The organism is Pseudomonas sp. S60 (assembly GCF_016647865.1).
Lineage (GTDB): Bacteria > Pseudomonadota > Gammaproteobacteria > Pseudomonadales > Pseudomonadaceae > Aquipseudomonas > Aquipseudomonas parafulva.
The window spans coordinates 93,714-108,717 of sequence record NZ_JACVVH010000016.1 but is presented as its reverse complement, the minus strand read 5'-3'; the positions used below and the strand labels follow the sequence as shown (position 1 = coordinate 108,717).

Annotated in this window: 18 protein-coding genes; 9 read left to right on the top strand and 9 right to left on the bottom strand. The window is 63.0% G+C overall.

Annotation, left to right across the window (positions count from 1 at the left end; translation table 11 throughout):
* Nucleotides 1-92: 92 nt before the first annotated feature.
* Entirely contained in the window at nt 93-1,070 is a 978-nt protein-coding gene (locus IAE33_RS10500; protein WP_201163446.1) for an NADPH:quinone reductase, read from the bottom strand.
* Between the two features lie 133 nt (nt 1,071-1,203).
* On the opposite strand from IAE33_RS10500, the gene hemF reads away from it, so the two are divergent.
* Together hemF and aroE are read left to right on the top strand one after the other, a co-directional pair.
* A complete protein-coding gene (gene hemF / locus IAE33_RS10495; RefSeq protein WP_028633170.1) occupies nt 1,204-2,115 on the top strand; it encodes an oxygen-dependent coproporphyrinogen oxidase in 912 nt (303 codons plus the stop codon).
* A 25-nt stretch (nt 2,116-2,140) separates the two neighbouring features.
* Nucleotides 2,141-2,965, top strand: coding sequence for a shikimate dehydrogenase (gene aroE / locus IAE33_RS10490; protein WP_201163445.1), 825 nt, complete (start codon nt 2,141-2,143; stop codon nt 2,963-2,965).
* Between the two features lie 42 nt (nt 2,966-3,007).
* Here the strand turns inward: aroE and IAE33_RS10485 are convergent, their stop codons facing one another.
* Genes IAE33_RS10485 through betC form a run of 3 tightly spaced genes read right to left on the bottom strand, consistent with a single transcriptional unit; the run spans nt 3,008 to nt 7,094 of the window.
* Complete coding sequence (locus IAE33_RS10485) at nt 3,008-4,573, bottom strand: SulP family inorganic anion transporter (RefSeq protein WP_201163444.1); 1,566 nt, start codon at nt 4,571-4,573, stop codon at nt 3,008-3,010.
* A gap of 59 nt (nt 4,574-4,632) precedes the next feature.
* Entirely contained in the window at nt 4,633-5,562 is a 930-nt protein-coding gene (choX, locus tag IAE33_RS10480) for a choline ABC transporter substrate-binding protein (protein WP_201163443.1), read from the bottom strand.
* A 14-nt stretch (nt 5,563-5,576) separates the two neighbouring features.
* On the bottom strand, nt 5,577-7,094 hold the full coding sequence (gene betC / locus IAE33_RS10475; protein WP_201163442.1) for a choline-sulfatase: 1,518 nt from the start codon (nt 7,092-7,094) through the stop codon (nt 5,577-5,579).
* 109 nt (nt 7,095-7,203) lie between these two features.
* Here betC and IAE33_RS10470 point away from each other — a divergent pair, with 109 nt between their 5' ends.
* Both IAE33_RS10470 and IAE33_RS10465 read left to right on the top strand, forming a co-directional pair.
* Nucleotides 7,204-8,103 carry a choline sulfate utilization transcriptional regulator gene (locus IAE33_RS10470; RefSeq protein WP_201163441.1) on the top strand — a complete coding sequence of 300 codons (900 nt, stop codon included), beginning with the start codon at nt 7,204-7,206 and terminating at the stop codon, nt 8,101-8,103.
* Nucleotides 8,104-8,167: 64 nt separating this feature from the next.
* A complete protein-coding gene (locus tag IAE33_RS10465; RefSeq protein ID WP_201163440.1) occupies nt 8,168-8,500 on the top strand; it encodes a DOPA 4,5-dioxygenase family protein in 333 nt (110 codons plus the stop codon).
* Nucleotides 8,501-8,551: 51 nt separating this feature from the next.
* On the opposite strand, the gene trpA is transcribed toward IAE33_RS10465, so the two are convergent.
* Both trpA and trpB read right to left on the bottom strand, forming a co-directional pair.
* Nucleotides 8,552-9,361 (bottom strand): tryptophan synthase subunit alpha, encoded by an 810-nt coding sequence (gene trpA / locus IAE33_RS10460; RefSeq protein ID WP_201163439.1) that lies wholly within the window; start codon nt 9,359-9,361, stop codon nt 8,552-8,554.
* Complete coding sequence (gene trpB, locus IAE33_RS10455) at nt 9,358-10,575, bottom strand: tryptophan synthase subunit beta (protein ID WP_028633162.1); 1,218 nt, start codon at nt 10,573-10,575, stop codon at nt 9,358-9,360. The genes trpA and trpB overlap by 4 nt, the downstream gene beginning before the upstream one ends.
* Before the next feature lie 110 nt (nt 10,576-10,685).
* On the opposite strand from trpB, the gene IAE33_RS10450 reads away from it, so the two are divergent.
* Nucleotides 10,686-11,582 carry a LysR family transcriptional regulator gene (locus IAE33_RS10450; RefSeq protein WP_028633161.1) on the top strand — a complete coding sequence of 299 codons (897 nt, stop codon included), beginning with the start codon at nt 10,686-10,688 and terminating at the stop codon, nt 11,580-11,582.
* Here IAE33_RS10450 and IAE33_RS10445 read toward each other — a convergent pair.
* On the bottom strand, nt 11,579-11,902 hold the full coding sequence (locus tag IAE33_RS10445) for a DUF883 family protein (protein ID WP_028633160.1): 324 nt from the start codon (nt 11,900-11,902) through the stop codon (nt 11,579-11,581). The two genes, IAE33_RS10450 and IAE33_RS10445, sit on opposite strands and share 4 nt — an antisense overlap.
* 146 nt (nt 11,903-12,048) lie before the next feature.
* Between IAE33_RS10445 and IAE33_RS10440 the strand changes: the two genes are divergently transcribed.
* Both IAE33_RS10440 and IAE33_RS10435 read left to right on the top strand, forming a co-directional pair.
* Nucleotides 12,049-12,264: a dodecin gene (locus IAE33_RS10440; RefSeq protein WP_028633159.1), complete on the top strand. Its 216-nt coding sequence runs from the start codon at nt 12,049-12,051 to the stop codon at nt 12,262-12,264.
* Nucleotides 12,265-12,364: 100 nt separating this feature from the next.
* The gene (locus IAE33_RS10435; RefSeq protein ID WP_028633158.1) at nt 12,365-12,586 is read left to right on the top strand and encodes a DUF1161 domain-containing protein; all 222 of its coding nucleotides are present in this window, start codon (nt 12,365-12,367) and stop codon (nt 12,584-12,586) included.
* A 40-nt stretch (nt 12,587-12,626) separates the two neighbouring features.
* Here IAE33_RS10435 and IAE33_RS10430 read toward each other — a convergent pair whose 3' ends face one another.
* The gene (locus IAE33_RS10430; protein ID WP_060482576.1) at nt 12,627-13,634 is read right to left on the bottom strand and encodes an LLM class flavin-dependent oxidoreductase; all 1,008 of its coding nucleotides are present in this window, start codon (nt 13,632-13,634) and stop codon (nt 12,627-12,629) included.
* A 153-nt stretch (nt 13,635-13,787) separates the two neighbouring features.
* Between IAE33_RS10430 and IAE33_RS10425 the strand changes: the two genes are divergently transcribed.
* Both IAE33_RS10425 and IAE33_RS10420 read left to right on the top strand, forming a co-directional pair.
* Complete coding sequence (locus IAE33_RS10425; protein ID WP_201163438.1) at nt 13,788-14,213, top strand: OsmC family protein; 426 nt, start codon at nt 13,788-13,790, stop codon at nt 14,211-14,213.
* 74 nt (nt 14,214-14,287) lie between these two features.
* Nucleotides 14,288-14,521 carry a DUF1161 domain-containing protein gene (locus tag IAE33_RS10420; protein ID WP_201163437.1) on the top strand — a complete coding sequence of 78 codons (234 nt, stop codon included), beginning with the start codon at nt 14,288-14,290 and terminating at the stop codon, nt 14,519-14,521.
* 34 nt (nt 14,522-14,555) lie between these two features.
* Here IAE33_RS10420 and IAE33_RS10415 read toward each other — a convergent pair whose 3' ends face one another.
* Complete coding sequence (locus IAE33_RS10415) at nt 14,556-14,969, bottom strand: PA0061/PA0062 family lipoprotein (protein WP_028633154.1); 414 nt, start codon at nt 14,967-14,969, stop codon at nt 14,556-14,558.
* Nucleotides 14,970-15,004 lie beyond the last annotated feature (35 nt).

Below are 15,004 nucleotides of genomic sequence, written 5' to 3'. Positions count from 1 at the left end.
GCGCAGCTCGCGATGCGCCGCGCGGGCGGCGCTCGGTCTTACAGGCGAAACAATCGTCAAGGCGGACACCTAGCCGCCTCAACATCCCCCCATCAAGGCAGCAACACAGTCGACCCCACCGTCCTGCGCGCCGACAGCTCCGCCTGCGCCTTGGCCGCCTCGCTCAGCGGATACCGCTGCTGGATATCCACCACCAGCTTGCCGCTGGCAATCATCGCAAACAGGTCATCGGCCATGGCCTGGGTGTTCTGCGCGTTGTTGGCGTAGGTCGCCAAGGTTGGCCGGGTCACGTACAGCGAGCCTTTCTGCGACAGAATCCCCAGGTTGACCCCGCTCACCGCACCCGAGGCATTGCCGAAGCTCACCATCAAACCCCGTGGCTGCAGGCAGTCCAGCGAGGTCAGCCAGGTGTCGGCACCCACGCCGTCATACACCACCTGGCACTTCTTGCCGTCGGTCAGCTCCAGCACGCGCTCGGCGACGTCTTCGTGGCTGTAATCGATGGTCGCCCATGCACCCAGGGCCTTGGCCCGTTCAGCTTTTTGCGCGGAGCTGACGGTGCCGATCAACTTGGCACCCAGCGCCTTTGCCCACTGGCAGGCCAATGAGCCTACACCGCCCGCCGCCGCATGGAACAGGATCACGTCGCCAGGCTGTACGGCGTAGGTTTGCTTGAGCAGGTACTGCACGGTCAAACCCTTCAGCATTACCGCTGCGGCCTGCTCGAAGCTGATAGCGTCCGGCAGCTTGACCAGGTTGGCCTCTGGCAGCGTGTGCACCTCGCTGTACGCCCCCAATGGGCCACCAGCATGGGCCACGCGGTCGCCCACCTTGAGGCGGGTAACGCCCTCGCCCACGGCTTCCACCACACCCGCTGCCTCGGTACCCAGGCCCGATGGCAGTGATGGTGGCGCGTACAGCCCGCTGCGGAAATAGGTATCGATGAAGTTCAGGCCGACTGCATGGTTGCGCACGCGCACTTGCTGCGGGCCGGGCGCGGCGGGCTCGAACTCCACCCACTGTAGCACTTCAGGGCCGCCGTGCTGGCTGAACTGGATACGCTTGGCCATCTGCTACTCCTGGTTTCGGGATCGGGAAAGGCCTTCTATCGGACGCCTTTGCTTGACTGCCGTCAACTGCGGTGTGCCGGCCGGCGATGGTATGCTACGCGCGAATTCTTCCCTGCCCGTTCCTGGTGACCCGATGATTAGCCGCACCGAGGCCGTGAAAGCCTACCTGCTCGACCTGCAAGACCGCATTTGCTCTGCCCTCGAAACCGAAGACGGCGGCGCCCGCTTCGTCGAGGACGCCTGGGTGCGCGAAGCCGGTGGCGGGGGCCGTACGCGGGTGATTGGGGACGGTCAGGTGATTGAAAAAGGCGGGGTCAACTTTTCCCATGTGTTCGGCACCGGCCTGCCGCCGTCGGCCAGTGCCCACCGCCCTGAGCTGGCCGGCCGTGGCTTCCAGGCGCTGGGCGTATCGTTGGTGATCCACCCGCACAACCCGCATGTGCCCACCTCCCACGCCAACGTACGCTTTTTCATTGCCGAGAAAGAAGGTGAAGAGCCGGTGTGGTGGTTCGGCGGTGGCTTCGACCTCACGCCCTTCTACGGCATCGAAGAAGACTGCATCCACTGGCACCGCGTGGCAGAGCAGGCCTGCGCGCCGTTCGGTGCCGACGTTTACCCCCGCTACAAGGCCTGGTGCGACCGCTACTTCCACCTCAAGCACCGCGGCGAGCCACGGGGCATCGGCGGCCTGTTCTTCGATGACCTCAACGAATGGGACTTCGACACCTGCTTCGCCTTTATCCGCGCCATCGGTGATGCCTACATCCAGGCGTATGTGCCAATCGTGCAACGTCGCAAGGCTATGGCCTACACCGCGCAGCAGCGTGAGTTCCAGGAGTTCCGCCGTGGCCGTTACGTGGAATTCAACCTGGTGTATGACCGTGGCACGCTGTTTGGCCTGCAATCGGGTGGGCGTACCGAATCGATCCTGATGTCGCTGCCGCCCCAGGTCCGCTGGGGTTACGACTGGAAGGCCGAACCGGGTACCGAGGAAGCGCGCCTGACCGAATACTTCCTGCAAGACCGTGACTGGCTTGGCCAGTAAGCCCGTGGCAACCCAAGGAGCCGTCATGGACCAGTACGTTGTGTTTGGCAACCCCATTGGCCACAGCAAGTCGCCACTTATCCACCGCCTGTTTGCCGAGCAGACTGGCGAATACCTGGAGTACGCCACCTTGCTGGCACCGCTGGACGCGTTCAGTGATTGCGCCTGGGGTTTCTTCAAACAAGGCAGCGGTGCCAACGTCACGGTACCGTTCAAGGAAGAGGCCTACCGCCTGTGCGACAGCCTCACACCCCGTGCCCAGCGCGCCGGTGCGGTGAACACCCTCAGCAAGCTGGCAGACGGCACGTTGCAGGGCGATAACACCGATGGCGCTGGCCTGGTGCGTGACCTGACGGTAAATGCGGGTGTAGAGCTGGCCGGCAAGCGCATTCTTATCCTCGGTGCCGGCGGCGCCGTGCGGGGTGTACTGGAGCCGCTCCTGGCGCACAAGCCGCAGTCGGTGGTAGTCGCCAACCGCACGGTGGAAAAGGCCGAGCAACTGGCGCATGAGTTCGATGAACTTGGGCCGGTGGTGGCCAGCGGTTTTGCCTGGCTGCATGAGCCGGTGGACCTGATCATCAACGCCACCTCGGCGAGCCTGGCAGGTGAGCTGCCACCGATTGCCGACAGCCTTGTCGAGGCGGGGCGTACGGTCTGCTACGACATGATGTACGCCAAGGCGCCCACGCCGTTTTGCCAGTGGGCAGCCAACCTGGGCGCGGCGAAGGTGCTGGACGGCTTGGGCATGCTGGCCGAGCAGGCGGCTGAGGCGTTCTTCATCTGGCGTGGGGTGCGGCCTGATACTGCACCGGTGCTGGCGGAGTTGCGCCGGCAGCTGGCGCGGGGTTGAGGGTGCCCGGGGCTGCTTTGCTGCCCCTTCGGGCTGAGGCGCTCATTCTGCGAAACGTATGGGGCACCGGTCGGCGCCTTCCAGCTTCTGCAAATCTTCGACTACGTGCGTCTTGGCGTGATGCAGGGTCAAGCTGCCACCTAGCCGCTGCAAGCGCCGCGCCTCCCGGTGCAGCATATCCACACCCGAGTAGTCGATGAAGTTCACCTGCCGGGCATCGATCACCACATGCGGCCCCTGGCAGCGTTGCAACCTCACCTGCAGATAATGCGCCGCGCCAAAGAAGATCGACCCGCCCACGCGCAGCACATCCGCGTCCCCTTCCCGGCTCTGCTGCACCCGGGGCCGGGAGGTGCGCTTGAGGTAGAAGAACAGCGACGCCAGTACCCCGGCGTAGATGGCTGTCTGCAGTTCGAGCAACAAGGTGGCGGCGGCGGTCAGTGCCATCACCAGGAACTCCGAGCGGCTGACGCGCAGCAGTGCGCGTATTGCCTTGTGGTCCACCAGCCCCCAGCAAATCAACAGGATGCTACCGGCCATGGCCGGGATGGGCAGCTGCGCGATCAACCCTGCCCCCGTCACGGCGAACACCGCCACCCACAGCGCCGAAAACACGCCTGCCATGGGCGAGCGAGCGCCGGCCTCGTAACTCAGGCCCGAGCGGGTGAACGAGCCTGCAGACAGGTAGCCCGAGCAAAAGGCGCCAGCGATGTTCGACAGGCCCTGTGCGCGGATTTCCTGGTCGGGGTCGATCATCTGCTCCGAGCGTGCCGACAGCGAACGGGCAATCGACAGGCTGGTCACCAGCCCCAACATGCCCACCGCCACAGCACTGGGCAGTAGCCGCAAGATCAGTTCCACATCAAGCAGAGGCAGTGGGCTGAACGGAGGCAGTTGCCCGGTGAACGCTGCCACACGTGGCACATGGCCGAAGTACCCTGGTAGCACCCAGGCCAGCACGCTCGCCACCACCAGGCTGATCAACAGGCTGGGCCAGCGCGGGCGCCAGAGCTTGAGGGTGACGCCCAGCACCACTGTGGCCAAACCCAGAAGCAAGGATGGCAGGTCTACCTCCCCGGCATGGTGGGCCAGTTCCTGAACGGTCTTCAATGCCGTGGCCTGGCTGGCCAGGTCCATGCCCAGCAGGTTGGGCAATTGCCCCAAGGCAATCACGATGGCTGCGCCGAGGGTGAAACCCAGTACCACGGAATGGGAAACGAAGTTGACCACTGCCCCGAACCGCAGCAGCCCCAGCAGCCACTGAAAAACGCCGCCAAGGAACGTCAGCAGCAGCACCAAGGTAACGTAGTCGGCGCTGCCAGCCACGGCCAGTGGGCTGATGCTGGCGTAGAGCACCACGGAAATGGCAGCGGTAGGCCCGCAGATCAGGTGCCAGGACGAGCCCCACAGGCAGGCCACCAGCACGGGGACGATGGCGGCGTACAAGCCGTACTCGGCGGGCAAGCCGGCGATCAATGCATAGGCAATGGATTGTGGCAGGGCCAGGATTGCACCGCTCAGCCCCACCAGCAGGTCCTGGCGCAGGCTGCGACCCGATTGACGGGGTAGCCAGCTCAGGAACGGCAGCAGGTGCAGAATGCGATGCATGAGTTATCCACAATGTTAGAAAAAACCTGGCCCCCACAGATACCCCGCACTACGGGGTATTACAGCTTGGCTTTGACAGCCTCCACGGCATTGCCATCAGCTTTGGTTGTAACCCCGGCCAACCACCCGTCCAGCAACTCGGGGTGCGCTTTGACCCAGGCCTTGGCGGCTTCATCGAAGCTGATCTTCTGGTCCAGCACATTGGCCATGATGCTGTTTTCCATGTCCAGTGTGAACTTCAGGTTACCCAACAGCTTGGCAGCATTGGGGCACGCCTGTGGATACCCTTTGCGCGTTAGCGTGTAGACATCGCCTTTGCTGCCAAACCATTGCTCGCCCCCTGTGAGGTAATGCATGTTCAGCTTTACGTTCATGGGGTGCGGTGTCCAGCCCAGGAAGGTGATGAACTGCTGCTTTTTCACCGCGCGATCAACCTGCGCCAGCATGCCCTGTTCACTGGATTCCACGAGCTTCCATTGCCCCAGGTTGAACGCGTTCTTGTCGATGATCTCTTTCAGCGACAGGTTGGCCGGCGCCCCGGAGCCAATGCCATACAGCTTTTTGTCGAACTTGTCGGCGTGCTTTTGCAGGTCGGCGAAGTCCTTCACCCCGGCATTCCACACGTAGTCCGGCACTGCCAGGGTGAACTCGGTGCCTTCAAGGTTGCGCGAAAGCTGTAGAACATCGCCGTTGGCGACGAACTTGTCATGAAAACCTTGATGCGCTGGCATCCAGTTGCCGAGGAAGGCGTCGACTTGCCCATCCTTCAGGCCGCCGTAGATGATCGGTACGGCCAGGCTGTCGATTTTGACCTTGTAGCCCAGGCTTTCCAACAGCAGGCGTGCGACGGCATTGGTGGTGGCGATATCACTCCAGCCGGGGTCGGCCATTTTCACGGTGGTGCATTGGTCGCTGCTGTCAGCGGCGTGAGCGGTGACGGTGCCCAGGCCGATGGCCAGGGTCAACACGGTAGCGGAGAACTTGTGCATGGCGGCCTCTCTTCTCAATCCATGGGTGCGGGCTGTGGGTAACGTGCCTTGCGCTCGAGGTCATCGAGATCGATGTGGTTACGCATGTACTGTTGGCTGGCGTCCACCATGGGTTGGTGGTCCCAGCTTTTCAGTTTGCCGATGGCCAGTGCCTGGGCGACCAGGCGACGGCGGCGCTGGCTGGCCAGCACCTGCTGGCGCAGGGCGGGTATGTCCCAGCGCTGGCGGGCTTCCTCGACAAATGCCTGCAGCAGCGCCTGATGGTCCGGGCTGCCGGTGAGGTTCTCCCGCTCGTGCGGGTCGTGGCTCAGGTCATAGAGTAAACAAGGGTCGTCTTCGCTGTACACGAACTTGTAGGCACCACGGCGGATCATCATCAGCGGGCCCACGGTGCCTTCGGCCATGTATTCGCCAATCACTTCATCGTGGCCGCCGTGCCCTTGCAGGTGGCCAAGCAGGGAGCGGCCATCCAGGTGCAGGTTTTTATCCACAGCACCACCGGCCAGCTCCACCAGGGTAGGTAACAAGTCGCAGGTTGATACAGACGCGTCGACATGGGCAGGCTTGAAGCGCTTTGGTGCATGGACCAGCAGGGGCACCCTGGCGGACATCTCGAACCAGTGCATCTTGTACCAGAGGCCGCGCTCGCCAAGCATGTCGCCGTGGTCGCCGGAAAACACGATCAGCGTGTCATCGGCCAGGTTGCATTCTTCGAGGGTTTGCAGCAGCTGGCCGATGTTGTCGTCGATGTAGCTGCAGGCGCCGAAGTAGGCTCGGCGGGCATCGTGGACCTTCTCTTCAGGCAACGCCTTGTACCAGAGGTCGTACACCTTCAGCAGGCGCTGCGAATGGGGGTCCAGCTCTGCCTGGCTGAACTCGGCGCGGGGCATGGGGATCTCCACACCTTCGTAGCGATCCCAGTAGCGCTTGGGAATGGTGTAGGGATCGTGCGGGTGGGTCATGGACACCGTCAGGCAGAACGGCCGGCCGTCGCTTTCACGTACATGGTCGTACAGGTACTGGCGGGCTTTGAACACCACCTCATCATCGAAATCCAGCTGGTTGGTGCGCACGCACGGCCCAGCTTGCAGCACCGACGACATGTTGTGGTACCAGCTGGGGCGCACGTCGGGCTCGTCCCAGTTCACTGCCCACCCGTAGTCGGCCGGGTAGATGTCGCTGGTCAACCGTTCTTCATAGCCGTGCAACTGGTCCGGGCCGCAAAAATGCATCTTGCCCGACAGCGCCGTGCGGTAGCCCAGGCGGCGCAGGTAGTGGGCATACGTGGGCACGTCAGCGGGGAAGTCGGCCGCATTGTCGTAGGCGCCGATACGGCTGGGCAGCTGGCCACTCACCAGGGTGAACCGCGAGGGGGCACACAGTGGGCTGTTGCAGTAGGCCGAATCGAATACCACGGCCTGCTCGGCCAGGCGGCTGAGGTGGGGCATCTGGATGGGGGATGGGCCGTAGATGGGCAGCAGCGGCGCCGCCATCTGGTCGGCCATGATGAACAGGATATTGGGGCGCGTCATGGGAAGCTTCCATCGTCGAGGGTTATGCGAACCGCTTGCGTACCAAGATGCGACTGTGGATAACATGGGTAAAGCCCATGGCGGGCAATGACTGGGATAAGCTGCGCTTATGTTTGAGCACTTGGCCGACGTGTCGCTGGATACCTTGCGCGTGTTCGAGGCGGCAGCGCGATTGAACGGGTTTACCGCAGCCGCGTTGGAGCTGGGCACTACTCAGCCAGCGGTGAGCCAGCAGGTAAAACGCCTGGAAGCGCAGCTAGGCACTCGCTTGTTCGACCGCATTTATCGCGGCATCCAGCTAACCGAGGCTGGCCAACTGCTGTTCGAGCACGTGAGCCAGGCCATGCACACGCTGGATGGCGGGATCGCCCAGGCCAGTGGGCGTGATCAGCGTGAGGTGTTGCAGGTGGCGACCGATTTTGCTTTCGCCGCCTTTTGGCTGATGCCCCGGCTGCAGCGTTTTCATGAGGCTTATCCACAGGTGGATGTGAGCCTGGTGACCGGGGAACGCAGCCAAGGCATGTTGCGCCCGGACGTCGATGTGGCCGTGCTGTTCGGCGATGGCCGCTTCCGCCAAGGGGAAAGCCGCTGGCTGTTCGATGAAGAGGTTTTCCCCGTGTGCAGCCCTGGGCTGATCGGTGGCAAACCCTTGTCAGCCGAGGCCTTGCAACGTTTGCCCCTGTTGCACCTGAAGGGCGAGCAGTCCAGCCGCTGGTTCGACTGGGCGGGGGTGTTTCGTGGGTTGGGTGTGGCCAGCCCGCCGCCGCCGGGGCAGCTACGCTTCGACAACTACACATTGCTGATTCAGGCTGCCATTGCCGGGCAAGGGGTGGCGATCGGCTGGGGGCACCTGGTGGACAGCCTGGTGGACCAAGGCCTGCTCTGCCGGCCACTGCCAGGCAGCCTGCGGTCGGCACGCGGGTATTACGCCGTGCTGCCGCCGCGCAAGCGCCGTGGTGCGCTGATAGAACGCTTTGTAAGCTGGTTGGAGCAGGAGCGCGAGCGGTGATTTCCAGGGCGCTCATCGGTTTTGGCCGGGTATAGTCATGGCCATTGCAGCAGCGGAGGTAAGCATGCAGAGAATCAAGGGTTACCACGCCCACGTTTATTACGATGCCGCCACCCTGGAGCAGGCCCGTGAGCTCTGCGAGGAAGCCGCGCGGCTGTTCCCGGTGACCATGGGCCGCCTGCACCAGAAGCGAGTGGGGCCGCACCCGGACTGGAGTTGCCAGCTGGCGTTCGAGCCGGAAATCGTCGGCGTGGTATTGCCGTGGCTGGCGCTCAACCGCAAGGGGTTGGTGGTGTTCATGCACCCGCTGACCGGGGATGAGCTGGCCGACCACCGCGACCATGCGATCTGGATGGGGGCGGTGCGCCCGCTGGACCTTTCGCTATTCGTTGGGTAATGCCCGGGCTTGCCCTCACTGCCAGCTTACTGGCAGTAAGGGCAAGCCAGCTTAGCGCCGCGCGCCGCGCACGCCTTCTGCCAGCGCCGCACACAGGCTGAGCACGTCATCTACGGCCTGTTCCGGGCGCTCGGCCTGGGCGATCTTGTCCACCAGTGCCGACCCCACCACCACGCCATCGGCCAGGCGTGCGATGGCGGCGGCCTGCTCGGGAGTACGAATGCCGAAACCAACGCTGATCGGCAGGTCGGTGTGCCGACGCAGGCGCGCAATGGCTTCGCTGACGTGCTCGGTTGTGGCCGAGCCTGCGCCGGTCACACCTGCTACCGACACGTAGTAGACAAACCCGGAACTGCGCTCCAGTACCCGTGGCAGGCGCTGATCGTCGGTGGTCGGGGTGGTCAGGCGGATGAAATCTATGCCGGCAGCCTGGGCGGGGCTTGCCAGTTCGGCGTCGTGCTCCGGCGGCAGGTCGACGATGATCAGGCCATCGACACCGGCTTGCTTGGCCTGGGCGACGAAGGCTTCGACGCCAAAGCGGTGGATCGGGTTGTAGTAGCCCATCAGCACGATGGGCGTGGTCTGGTTGCCGGTACGGAAGTCACGCACCATTTGCAGCGTCTTGGCCAGGGTCTGCCCGGCCTCCAGGGCGCGCAGGGTTGCCAGCTGGATGGCCACACCGTCAGCCATCGGGTCGGTGAACGGCATGCCCAGTTCGATTACGTCCGCGCCCGCTGCGGGCAGGCCCTTCAGAATTTGCAGCGATGCATCGTAGCCCGGGTCGCCGGCGGTGATGAAGGTGACCAGTGCCGAGCGCCCTTCGGCTTTCAGCTCGGCGAAGCGTTGTTCAAGACGGCTCATGCCTGTTTCTCCTGGGCGGCCATGTGGCTCATGACGGTTTGCATGTCTTTGTCGCCGCGGCCCGAGAGGCACACGACCATCAGGTGATCCTTGGGCAGGCTGGGCGCGCGCTTGATGGCTTCGGCCAGGGCGTGGGCGCTTTCCAGGGCCGGGATGATGCCCTCCAGGCGGCAGGACGCATGGAATGCATCCAGCGCCTCGTCATCGGTGATGCTGACGTACTCCACCCGTTTCACTTCGTGCAGGTAGGCATGCTCCGGGCCGATGCCAGGGTAGTCCAGGCCTGCGGAAATGGAGTGGGCATCGGTAATCTGGCCGTCGGCGTCTTGCAACAGGTAAGTGCGGTTGCCGTGCAGCACGCCCGGTACGCCCCCGTTCAGGCTGGCAGCGTGCTTGTCGGTGTGCACGCCGTGGCCACCCGCTTCAACGCCGATGATCTGCACGCTTGGTTCTTCGAGGAACTCGTGGAACAGGCCCATGGCATTGGAGCCCCCGCCGACGCAGGCGACCAGGCTGTCGGGCAGGCGGCCTTCCTTTTCCTGCAACTGGGCGCGGGTTTCCTTGCCGATGATCGACTGGAAGTCGCGGACCATGGCTGGGTACGGGTGCGGGCCGGCTACGGTGCCGATCAGGTAGAAGGTGTCTTCCACGTTGGTGACCCAGTCACGCAGCGCCTCGTTCATGGCGTCTTTCAGGGTGCCGGTGCCGGCGGTGACCGGCACGATTTCAGCGCCCAGCAGGCGCATGCGGAACACATTGGCCTGCTGGCGCTCGATGTCGGTGGCGCCCATGTAGATCACGCAAGGCAGGCCGAAGCGCGCCGCCACGGTGGCAGTGGCCACACCGTGCATGCCGGCGCCGGTTTCGGCGATCAGGCGCTTCTTGCCCATGCGCTTGGCCAGTAGCACTTGGCCGATGCAGTTGTTCACCTTGTGGGCGCCGGTGTGGTTCAGCTCTTCACGCTTGAAGAAGATTTTTGCACCGCCGCAGTGTTCGGTCAGGCGTTCGGCAAAATACAGCGGGTTTGGCCGGCCGATGTAATCGCGCTGGAAGTACGCCAGCTCTTCGAGGAATGCAGGGTCTGCCTTGGCAGCTTCGTACTCGCGGGCCAGGTCCAGCACCAGCGGCATGAGGGTTTCGGCCACGTAGCGGCCACCGAACGAGCCGAACAGGCCGTTGGCATCTGGGCCGGGGCGGTACTGGGACTGGGTCATGGGGCGCTCCAAGGCATATCGAATGAATGATGGGCTTTACTGTAACCACGGCAGGCGCCGCTGAAAACCGATAAGATTGCGCAAACTTGTCAGAAAAACTCACAGGTAACATGGCCCAGGATCTCCCTCCCCTCAATGCCCTGCGGGCATTTGAAGCCACTGCCCGGCTTAACAGCGTAAGCCTGGCGGCCGAAGCGCTGCATGTGACACATGGTGCGGTAAGCCGGCAGATCAAGGTGCTGGAGACGCACCTGGGCGTTGCCCTGTTCGTCAAGGACGGGCGCGGTATCAAACTCACAGATGCCGGCATTCGCCTGCGCGATGTGAGTGGCGAAGCCTTTGACCGGCTGCGCAGCGTGTGCGGTGAGCTTGGCCGCGAGGGTGACCAGGCGGCGTTCGTGCTTGGCTGTTCAGGCAGCCTGCTGGCGCGCTGGTTCATCCCCAGGTTGGGGCGCTTGAAGGCTGACTTGCCGGAGTTACGCCTGCACTTGTCAGCCGGTGAGGGTGACCTGGACCCGCGTCGCCCCGGCCTGGATGCCCTGTTGGTGTACGCCGAGCCACCATGGCCTGCCGACATGCACGTGCATGTACTGGCCGAGGAGCGTATCGGGCCGGTGCTCAGCCCACATTTTGCCGGCTTCTCACGGCTGCAAGGGGCGCCCGTTGACCGCCTGCTGGACGAAGCGCTGCTGCACACCACGTCGCGCCCACAGGCGTGGCCAACCTGGGCGATGGAGCATGGGCTGGACCCAAAGGGTATCCACTATGGCCAGGCGTTCGAGCACCTGTACTACTTGCTGGAAGCTGCCTGTGCGGGGCTTGGCGTGGCGATTGCGCCGCAGGCATTGGTGGCGGATGACTTGCGAGCTGGCCGCTTGAGCGCGCCCTGGGGATTTACGCGTACACCCGCAGCATTGGCGCTGTGGGTGCCACGGCGCGCCGCAGATGGGCGCGCCGAGCAGCTGGCGCGTTGGCTACGCGCCGAATTGGCCAGGCAGAGCGCTTAGTTGCGCTTGCACAGCAGGTAGGCCGCCAGCAGGCCCAGCGCACCAATGGCGACGCCGGCGGTGGTGTAGGGGTGTTCCTGGGCATAGTCGCGGGTGGCGATGCCGGTTTGACGGGTGCGGTGTTTCACTTCTTCGTAGGCGTCGCTTACCAGGCTACGGGAATGGCGCAGTGCTGTTTCGGCGTTGCTGCGGATGGCCTTCAGGGATTTCTGCGACTCTTCCGAGGCGTCATTCTTGAGGTTTTCCAGGCTTTTCAGAAGGCTCTCGATCTCGGCTTCCATGCTTTCCAGGGATGTTTTTCGCAGCGAGTTGCGTGGCATGTTGACTCTCCTTCGCGTTGTGGGCTGTAGAAAATGCGACTGCTGCGCGGGGCGAAAGTGCGATCGAACTTTCTGTTGGTTTATCGGCTCGCAGGTAAACCAGGCCTGCCTGCCAGGCTCCAGGTCAATATCCGAGGAGAGAGCACATGTCCGATCACCACACGTACAAAATGGTCGAGTTGGTAGGTTCGTCCACCAGCAGCATCGAGGACGCGATCCAGAATGCGCTGGCGGAGGCGTCCAAGAGCATCAAGATGCTCGAATGGTTCGAGGTGGTCAGCACCCGTGGGCATATTCGCGACAACAAGGTCGAGCACTTCCAGGTCACGATGAAAGTCGGTTTCCGCATCACCAACAGCTGACACATTTCCAGGCTGGAAGCGCCTGGCGCTATGGGGTATCAATACGGGAGGCGCCTGACCGGGCGCCTTTTCCGATTTCATTGCACAAGGAAAGCGAGTAATGAACAAACTGATTCTGGCGCTGGGCCTGATGAGCCTGGCCGGTGGTGCGCTGGCAGCTGGCAAGCCTTGCGAGGAGCTCAAAGCTGAAATCGCGGCCAAGCTGGATGCCAAGGGTGTGCAGGGGTACTCCCTGGAAGTCGTCAACAAAGGCGAGCCGGCAGGCAAGGTTGTAGGCAGCTGTGAAGGCGGCACCAAGGAAATCGTGTACCGCCGCAGCTAACGTCGCCGTCAATCGCCGGCAAGCCGGCGATTGGCAGGGGTCAATGGCCCGCTTGCAACGCCTGCGCCAGCAACTCATACGACCTGATGCGATCCGCATGCTCATACAGGTCGCACGTGAACATCAGCTCATCCGCCCCAGTCTGCTCCAGCAGCACCTCAACCTTGGCTCGGACTTTCTGCGGGCTGCCTATCATCGCCAGGCCCAGGAAGCTGCCCACCGCATCGCGCTCATGGGGTAGCCACAAACCGTCCATGCTCTCGACCGGGGGCTTTTGCATCAGGCTCTGCCCACGGATCAGTGACAGGATGCGCTGGTACACCGAGGTCGCCAGGTATTCGGCTTTTTCGTCTGTTTCCGCCACCACCATGGGGATACCCAGCATCACGTAGGGCTTGTCCAGCGCAGTGGATGGCTTGAAGTGGTTGCGGTACACACGAATGGCCTCATGCATGTAACGCGGGGCAAAGTGCGAGGCGAACGCATAGGGCATGCCGCGCATGCCTGCCAGTTGGGCACTGAACAGGCTGGACCCGAGCAGCCACATGGGCACTTCGGTGTCATGCCCTGGCACGGCGATGACCTTCTGGTCGTCGGTGCGCGGGCCCAGGTAGCGTGCCAGTTCTTCTACGTCCTCCGGGAAGTCGTCCGCGCTGCCGGCCCGGTCGCGGCGCAGCGCGTAGGCGGTCATCTGGTCGGACCCCGGCGCGCGGCCCAGGCCCAGGTCGATGCGCCCCGGGTACAGGCTGGCCAGCGTGCCGAACTGCTCAGCCACCACCAATGGGGCATGGTTGGGCAGCATGATGCCGCCAGACCCCACGCGGATGCGCGAAGTACCGCCCGCCAGGTAACCGATCAGCACCGAGGTGGCCGAACTGGCAATGCCGTCCATGTTGTGGTGTTCGGCTACCCAGAAACGGTTGTAGCCAAAACGCTCGACGTGCTGCGCCAGGTCCAGCGAGTTGCGCAACGACTGGGCTGGGCCAGCGTCGGCACGTACCGGTACCAGGTCGAGGGTGGAAATGTTCAGATCACGCAACTGCGTCATGGAGCCTCCGCAAAAAGTGGTTGGCCAGAAGCCTTATTGACTGTGTATGGGCGCAATCGTTGGATTCAATGCCTGCGGTCAGATTGCGCTGAACTCTCAAGCAGCAGCGTGCCTCTGAACCCTTAGGTATGTAACCAATGACCAGGAGGCATCATGAAAAAGACAGCATCGGCGATCTGGCAAGGTGGTCTGAAAGACGGTAAAGGCCTGCTTTCTACCGAAAGCGGCGCCCTCAAGCAGAACCCCTATGGTTTCAACACCCGCTTTGAAAAGACCCCGGGCACCAACCCTGAAGAGTTGATCGGCGCTGCGCACGCGGGCTGCTTCTCGATGGCCCTGTCGATGATGTTGGGCGAAGCAGGTTTCACGCCTGAGCGTATCGACACCGCTGCGGAAGTCACGCTGGACAAGCAGCCGGATGGTTTTGCGATCACTGCTGTTCATTTGGTCCTGAGGGCCAAGGTGCCCGGTGCAAGTGCCGAGCAGTTCGAGGAAATCGCCAACAAGGCCAAGGCCGGTTGCCCGGTATCCAAAGTACTTAACGCAAAAATTACCCTGGATGCCAGCCTGGTTGGCTGATGCATGAATCGGGGGCGGTTTGCGGTAATCTAGCAACCCTCGGCAGCATCGCTGCCACTACAGGAGCCGCCCCCATGATTCGCCTCGCAGTCGCTGTTTTCGCCTCTTTAACTGCAACCTGCACATTGGCAGCGGTAAAGCCCTGCGAAGAGCTGAAAGCCGAGATCGAAGCGAAGATCCAGGCGCAGGGCGTTGCGTCCTACACGCTTGAAATCGTGCCGAACAGCGAGGTGCAAGACCCCAACATGGTGGTCGGGACCTGTAACGGCGGCACCCAGAAGATCATCTACCAAAAAAACGATCAGTAACCGCACACGTTATCGCGGCGGCCATGCCCCTGGGTCAGGGGATACAAAAGACCTGGCTCGGCTTGTTCACCACTACTGTGCGGCTGGCGTCATAAAGCAGTACCTGCGGCTCCATCACCGGTGCCCGCGCTTCCAGCCGGTAGCGTTCCCCCGCCTTGAAGTCGTTGAAGCGCACGGTCAGGTAGCAGGTTCGCTCCCTGGGGTCGGTGGTAAAGCCGCCTGCGTAAATCTCGTAATCGAAGCGCACCACCAGTTCGTGCTTGCCGGGGGTTACCTGGAAGTAGCGGCCATCGTCCAGGCGCTTGCCATCGAGCCGATCAGCCATGATGACCCTACCAGGGGTCATGGTGTACAAGTCGACCCAGGCTTGCTTGGGGTCTACCGGGGGCAGTGGGCTGGCGCAAGCGCCCAGTGCACTGAGGGCGATCAGCATCATGGGCTGGCGCATGGCGGGTTTCTCATTTGCAATGTACAGGCTCTAAG

What these genes read in the sequence shown, in the direction of transcription:
- choX (WP_201163443.1), bottom strand. Translation starts at nt 5,562, where the DNA reads ATGCACAAGTTCTCCGCTACCGTGTTGACCCTGGCCATCGGCCTGGGC.
- betC (WP_201163442.1), bottom strand. Translation starts at nt 7,094, where the DNA reads ATGACGCGCCCCAATATCCTGTTCATCATGGCCGACCAGATGGCGGCG.
- IAE33_RS10445 (WP_028633160.1), bottom strand. Translation starts at nt 11,902, where the DNA reads ATGCCACGCAACTCGCTGCGAAAAACATCCCTGGAAAGCATGGAAGCC.
- aroE (WP_201163445.1), top strand. Translation starts at nt 2,141, where the DNA reads ATGGACCAGTACGTTGTGTTTGGCAACCCCATTGGCCACAGCAAGTCG.
- IAE33_RS10425 (WP_201163438.1), top strand. Translation starts at nt 13,788, where the DNA reads ATGAAAAAGACAGCATCGGCGATCTGGCAAGGTGGTCTGAAAGACGGT.
- IAE33_RS10470 (WP_201163441.1), top strand. Translation starts at nt 7,204, where the DNA reads ATGTTTGAGCACTTGGCCGACGTGTCGCTGGATACCTTGCGCGTGTTC.
- IAE33_RS10435 (WP_028633158.1), top strand. Translation starts at nt 12,365, where the DNA reads ATGAACAAACTGATTCTGGCGCTGGGCCTGATGAGCCTGGCCGGTGGT.
- IAE33_RS10485 (WP_201163444.1), bottom strand. Translation starts at nt 4,573, where the DNA reads ATGCATCGCATTCTGCACCTGCTGCCGTTCCTGAGCTGGCTACCCCGT.
- IAE33_RS10415 (WP_028633154.1), bottom strand. Translation starts at nt 14,969, where the DNA reads ATGCGCCAGCCCATGATGCTGATCGCCCTCAGTGCACTGGGCGCTTGC.
- IAE33_RS10430 (WP_060482576.1), bottom strand. Translation starts at nt 13,634, where the DNA reads ATGACGCAGTTGCGTGATCTGAACATTTCCACCCTCGACCTGGTACCG.
- IAE33_RS10420 (WP_201163437.1), top strand. Translation starts at nt 14,288, where the DNA reads ATGATTCGCCTCGCAGTCGCTGTTTTCGCCTCTTTAACTGCAACCTGC.
- trpB (WP_028633162.1), bottom strand. Translation starts at nt 10,575, where the DNA reads ATGACCCAGTCCCAGTACCGCCCCGGCCCAGATGCCAACGGCCTGTTC.
- IAE33_RS10465 (WP_201163440.1), top strand. Translation starts at nt 8,168, where the DNA reads ATGCAGAGAATCAAGGGTTACCACGCCCACGTTTATTACGATGCCGCC.
- IAE33_RS10500 (WP_201163446.1), bottom strand. Translation starts at nt 1,070, where the DNA reads ATGGCCAAGCGTATCCAGTTCAGCCAGCACGGCGGCCCTGAAGTGCTA.
- IAE33_RS10450 (WP_028633161.1), top strand. Translation starts at nt 10,686, where the DNA reads ATGGCCCAGGATCTCCCTCCCCTCAATGCCCTGCGGGCATTTGAAGCC.
- hemF (WP_028633170.1), top strand. Translation starts at nt 1,204, where the DNA reads ATGATTAGCCGCACCGAGGCCGTGAAAGCCTACCTGCTCGACCTGCAA.
- IAE33_RS10440 (WP_028633159.1), top strand. Translation starts at nt 12,049, where the DNA reads ATGTCCGATCACCACACGTACAAAATGGTCGAGTTGGTAGGTTCGTCC.
- trpA (WP_201163439.1), bottom strand. Translation starts at nt 9,361, where the DNA reads ATGAGCCGTCTTGAACAACGCTTCGCCGAGCTGAAAGCCGAAGGGCGC.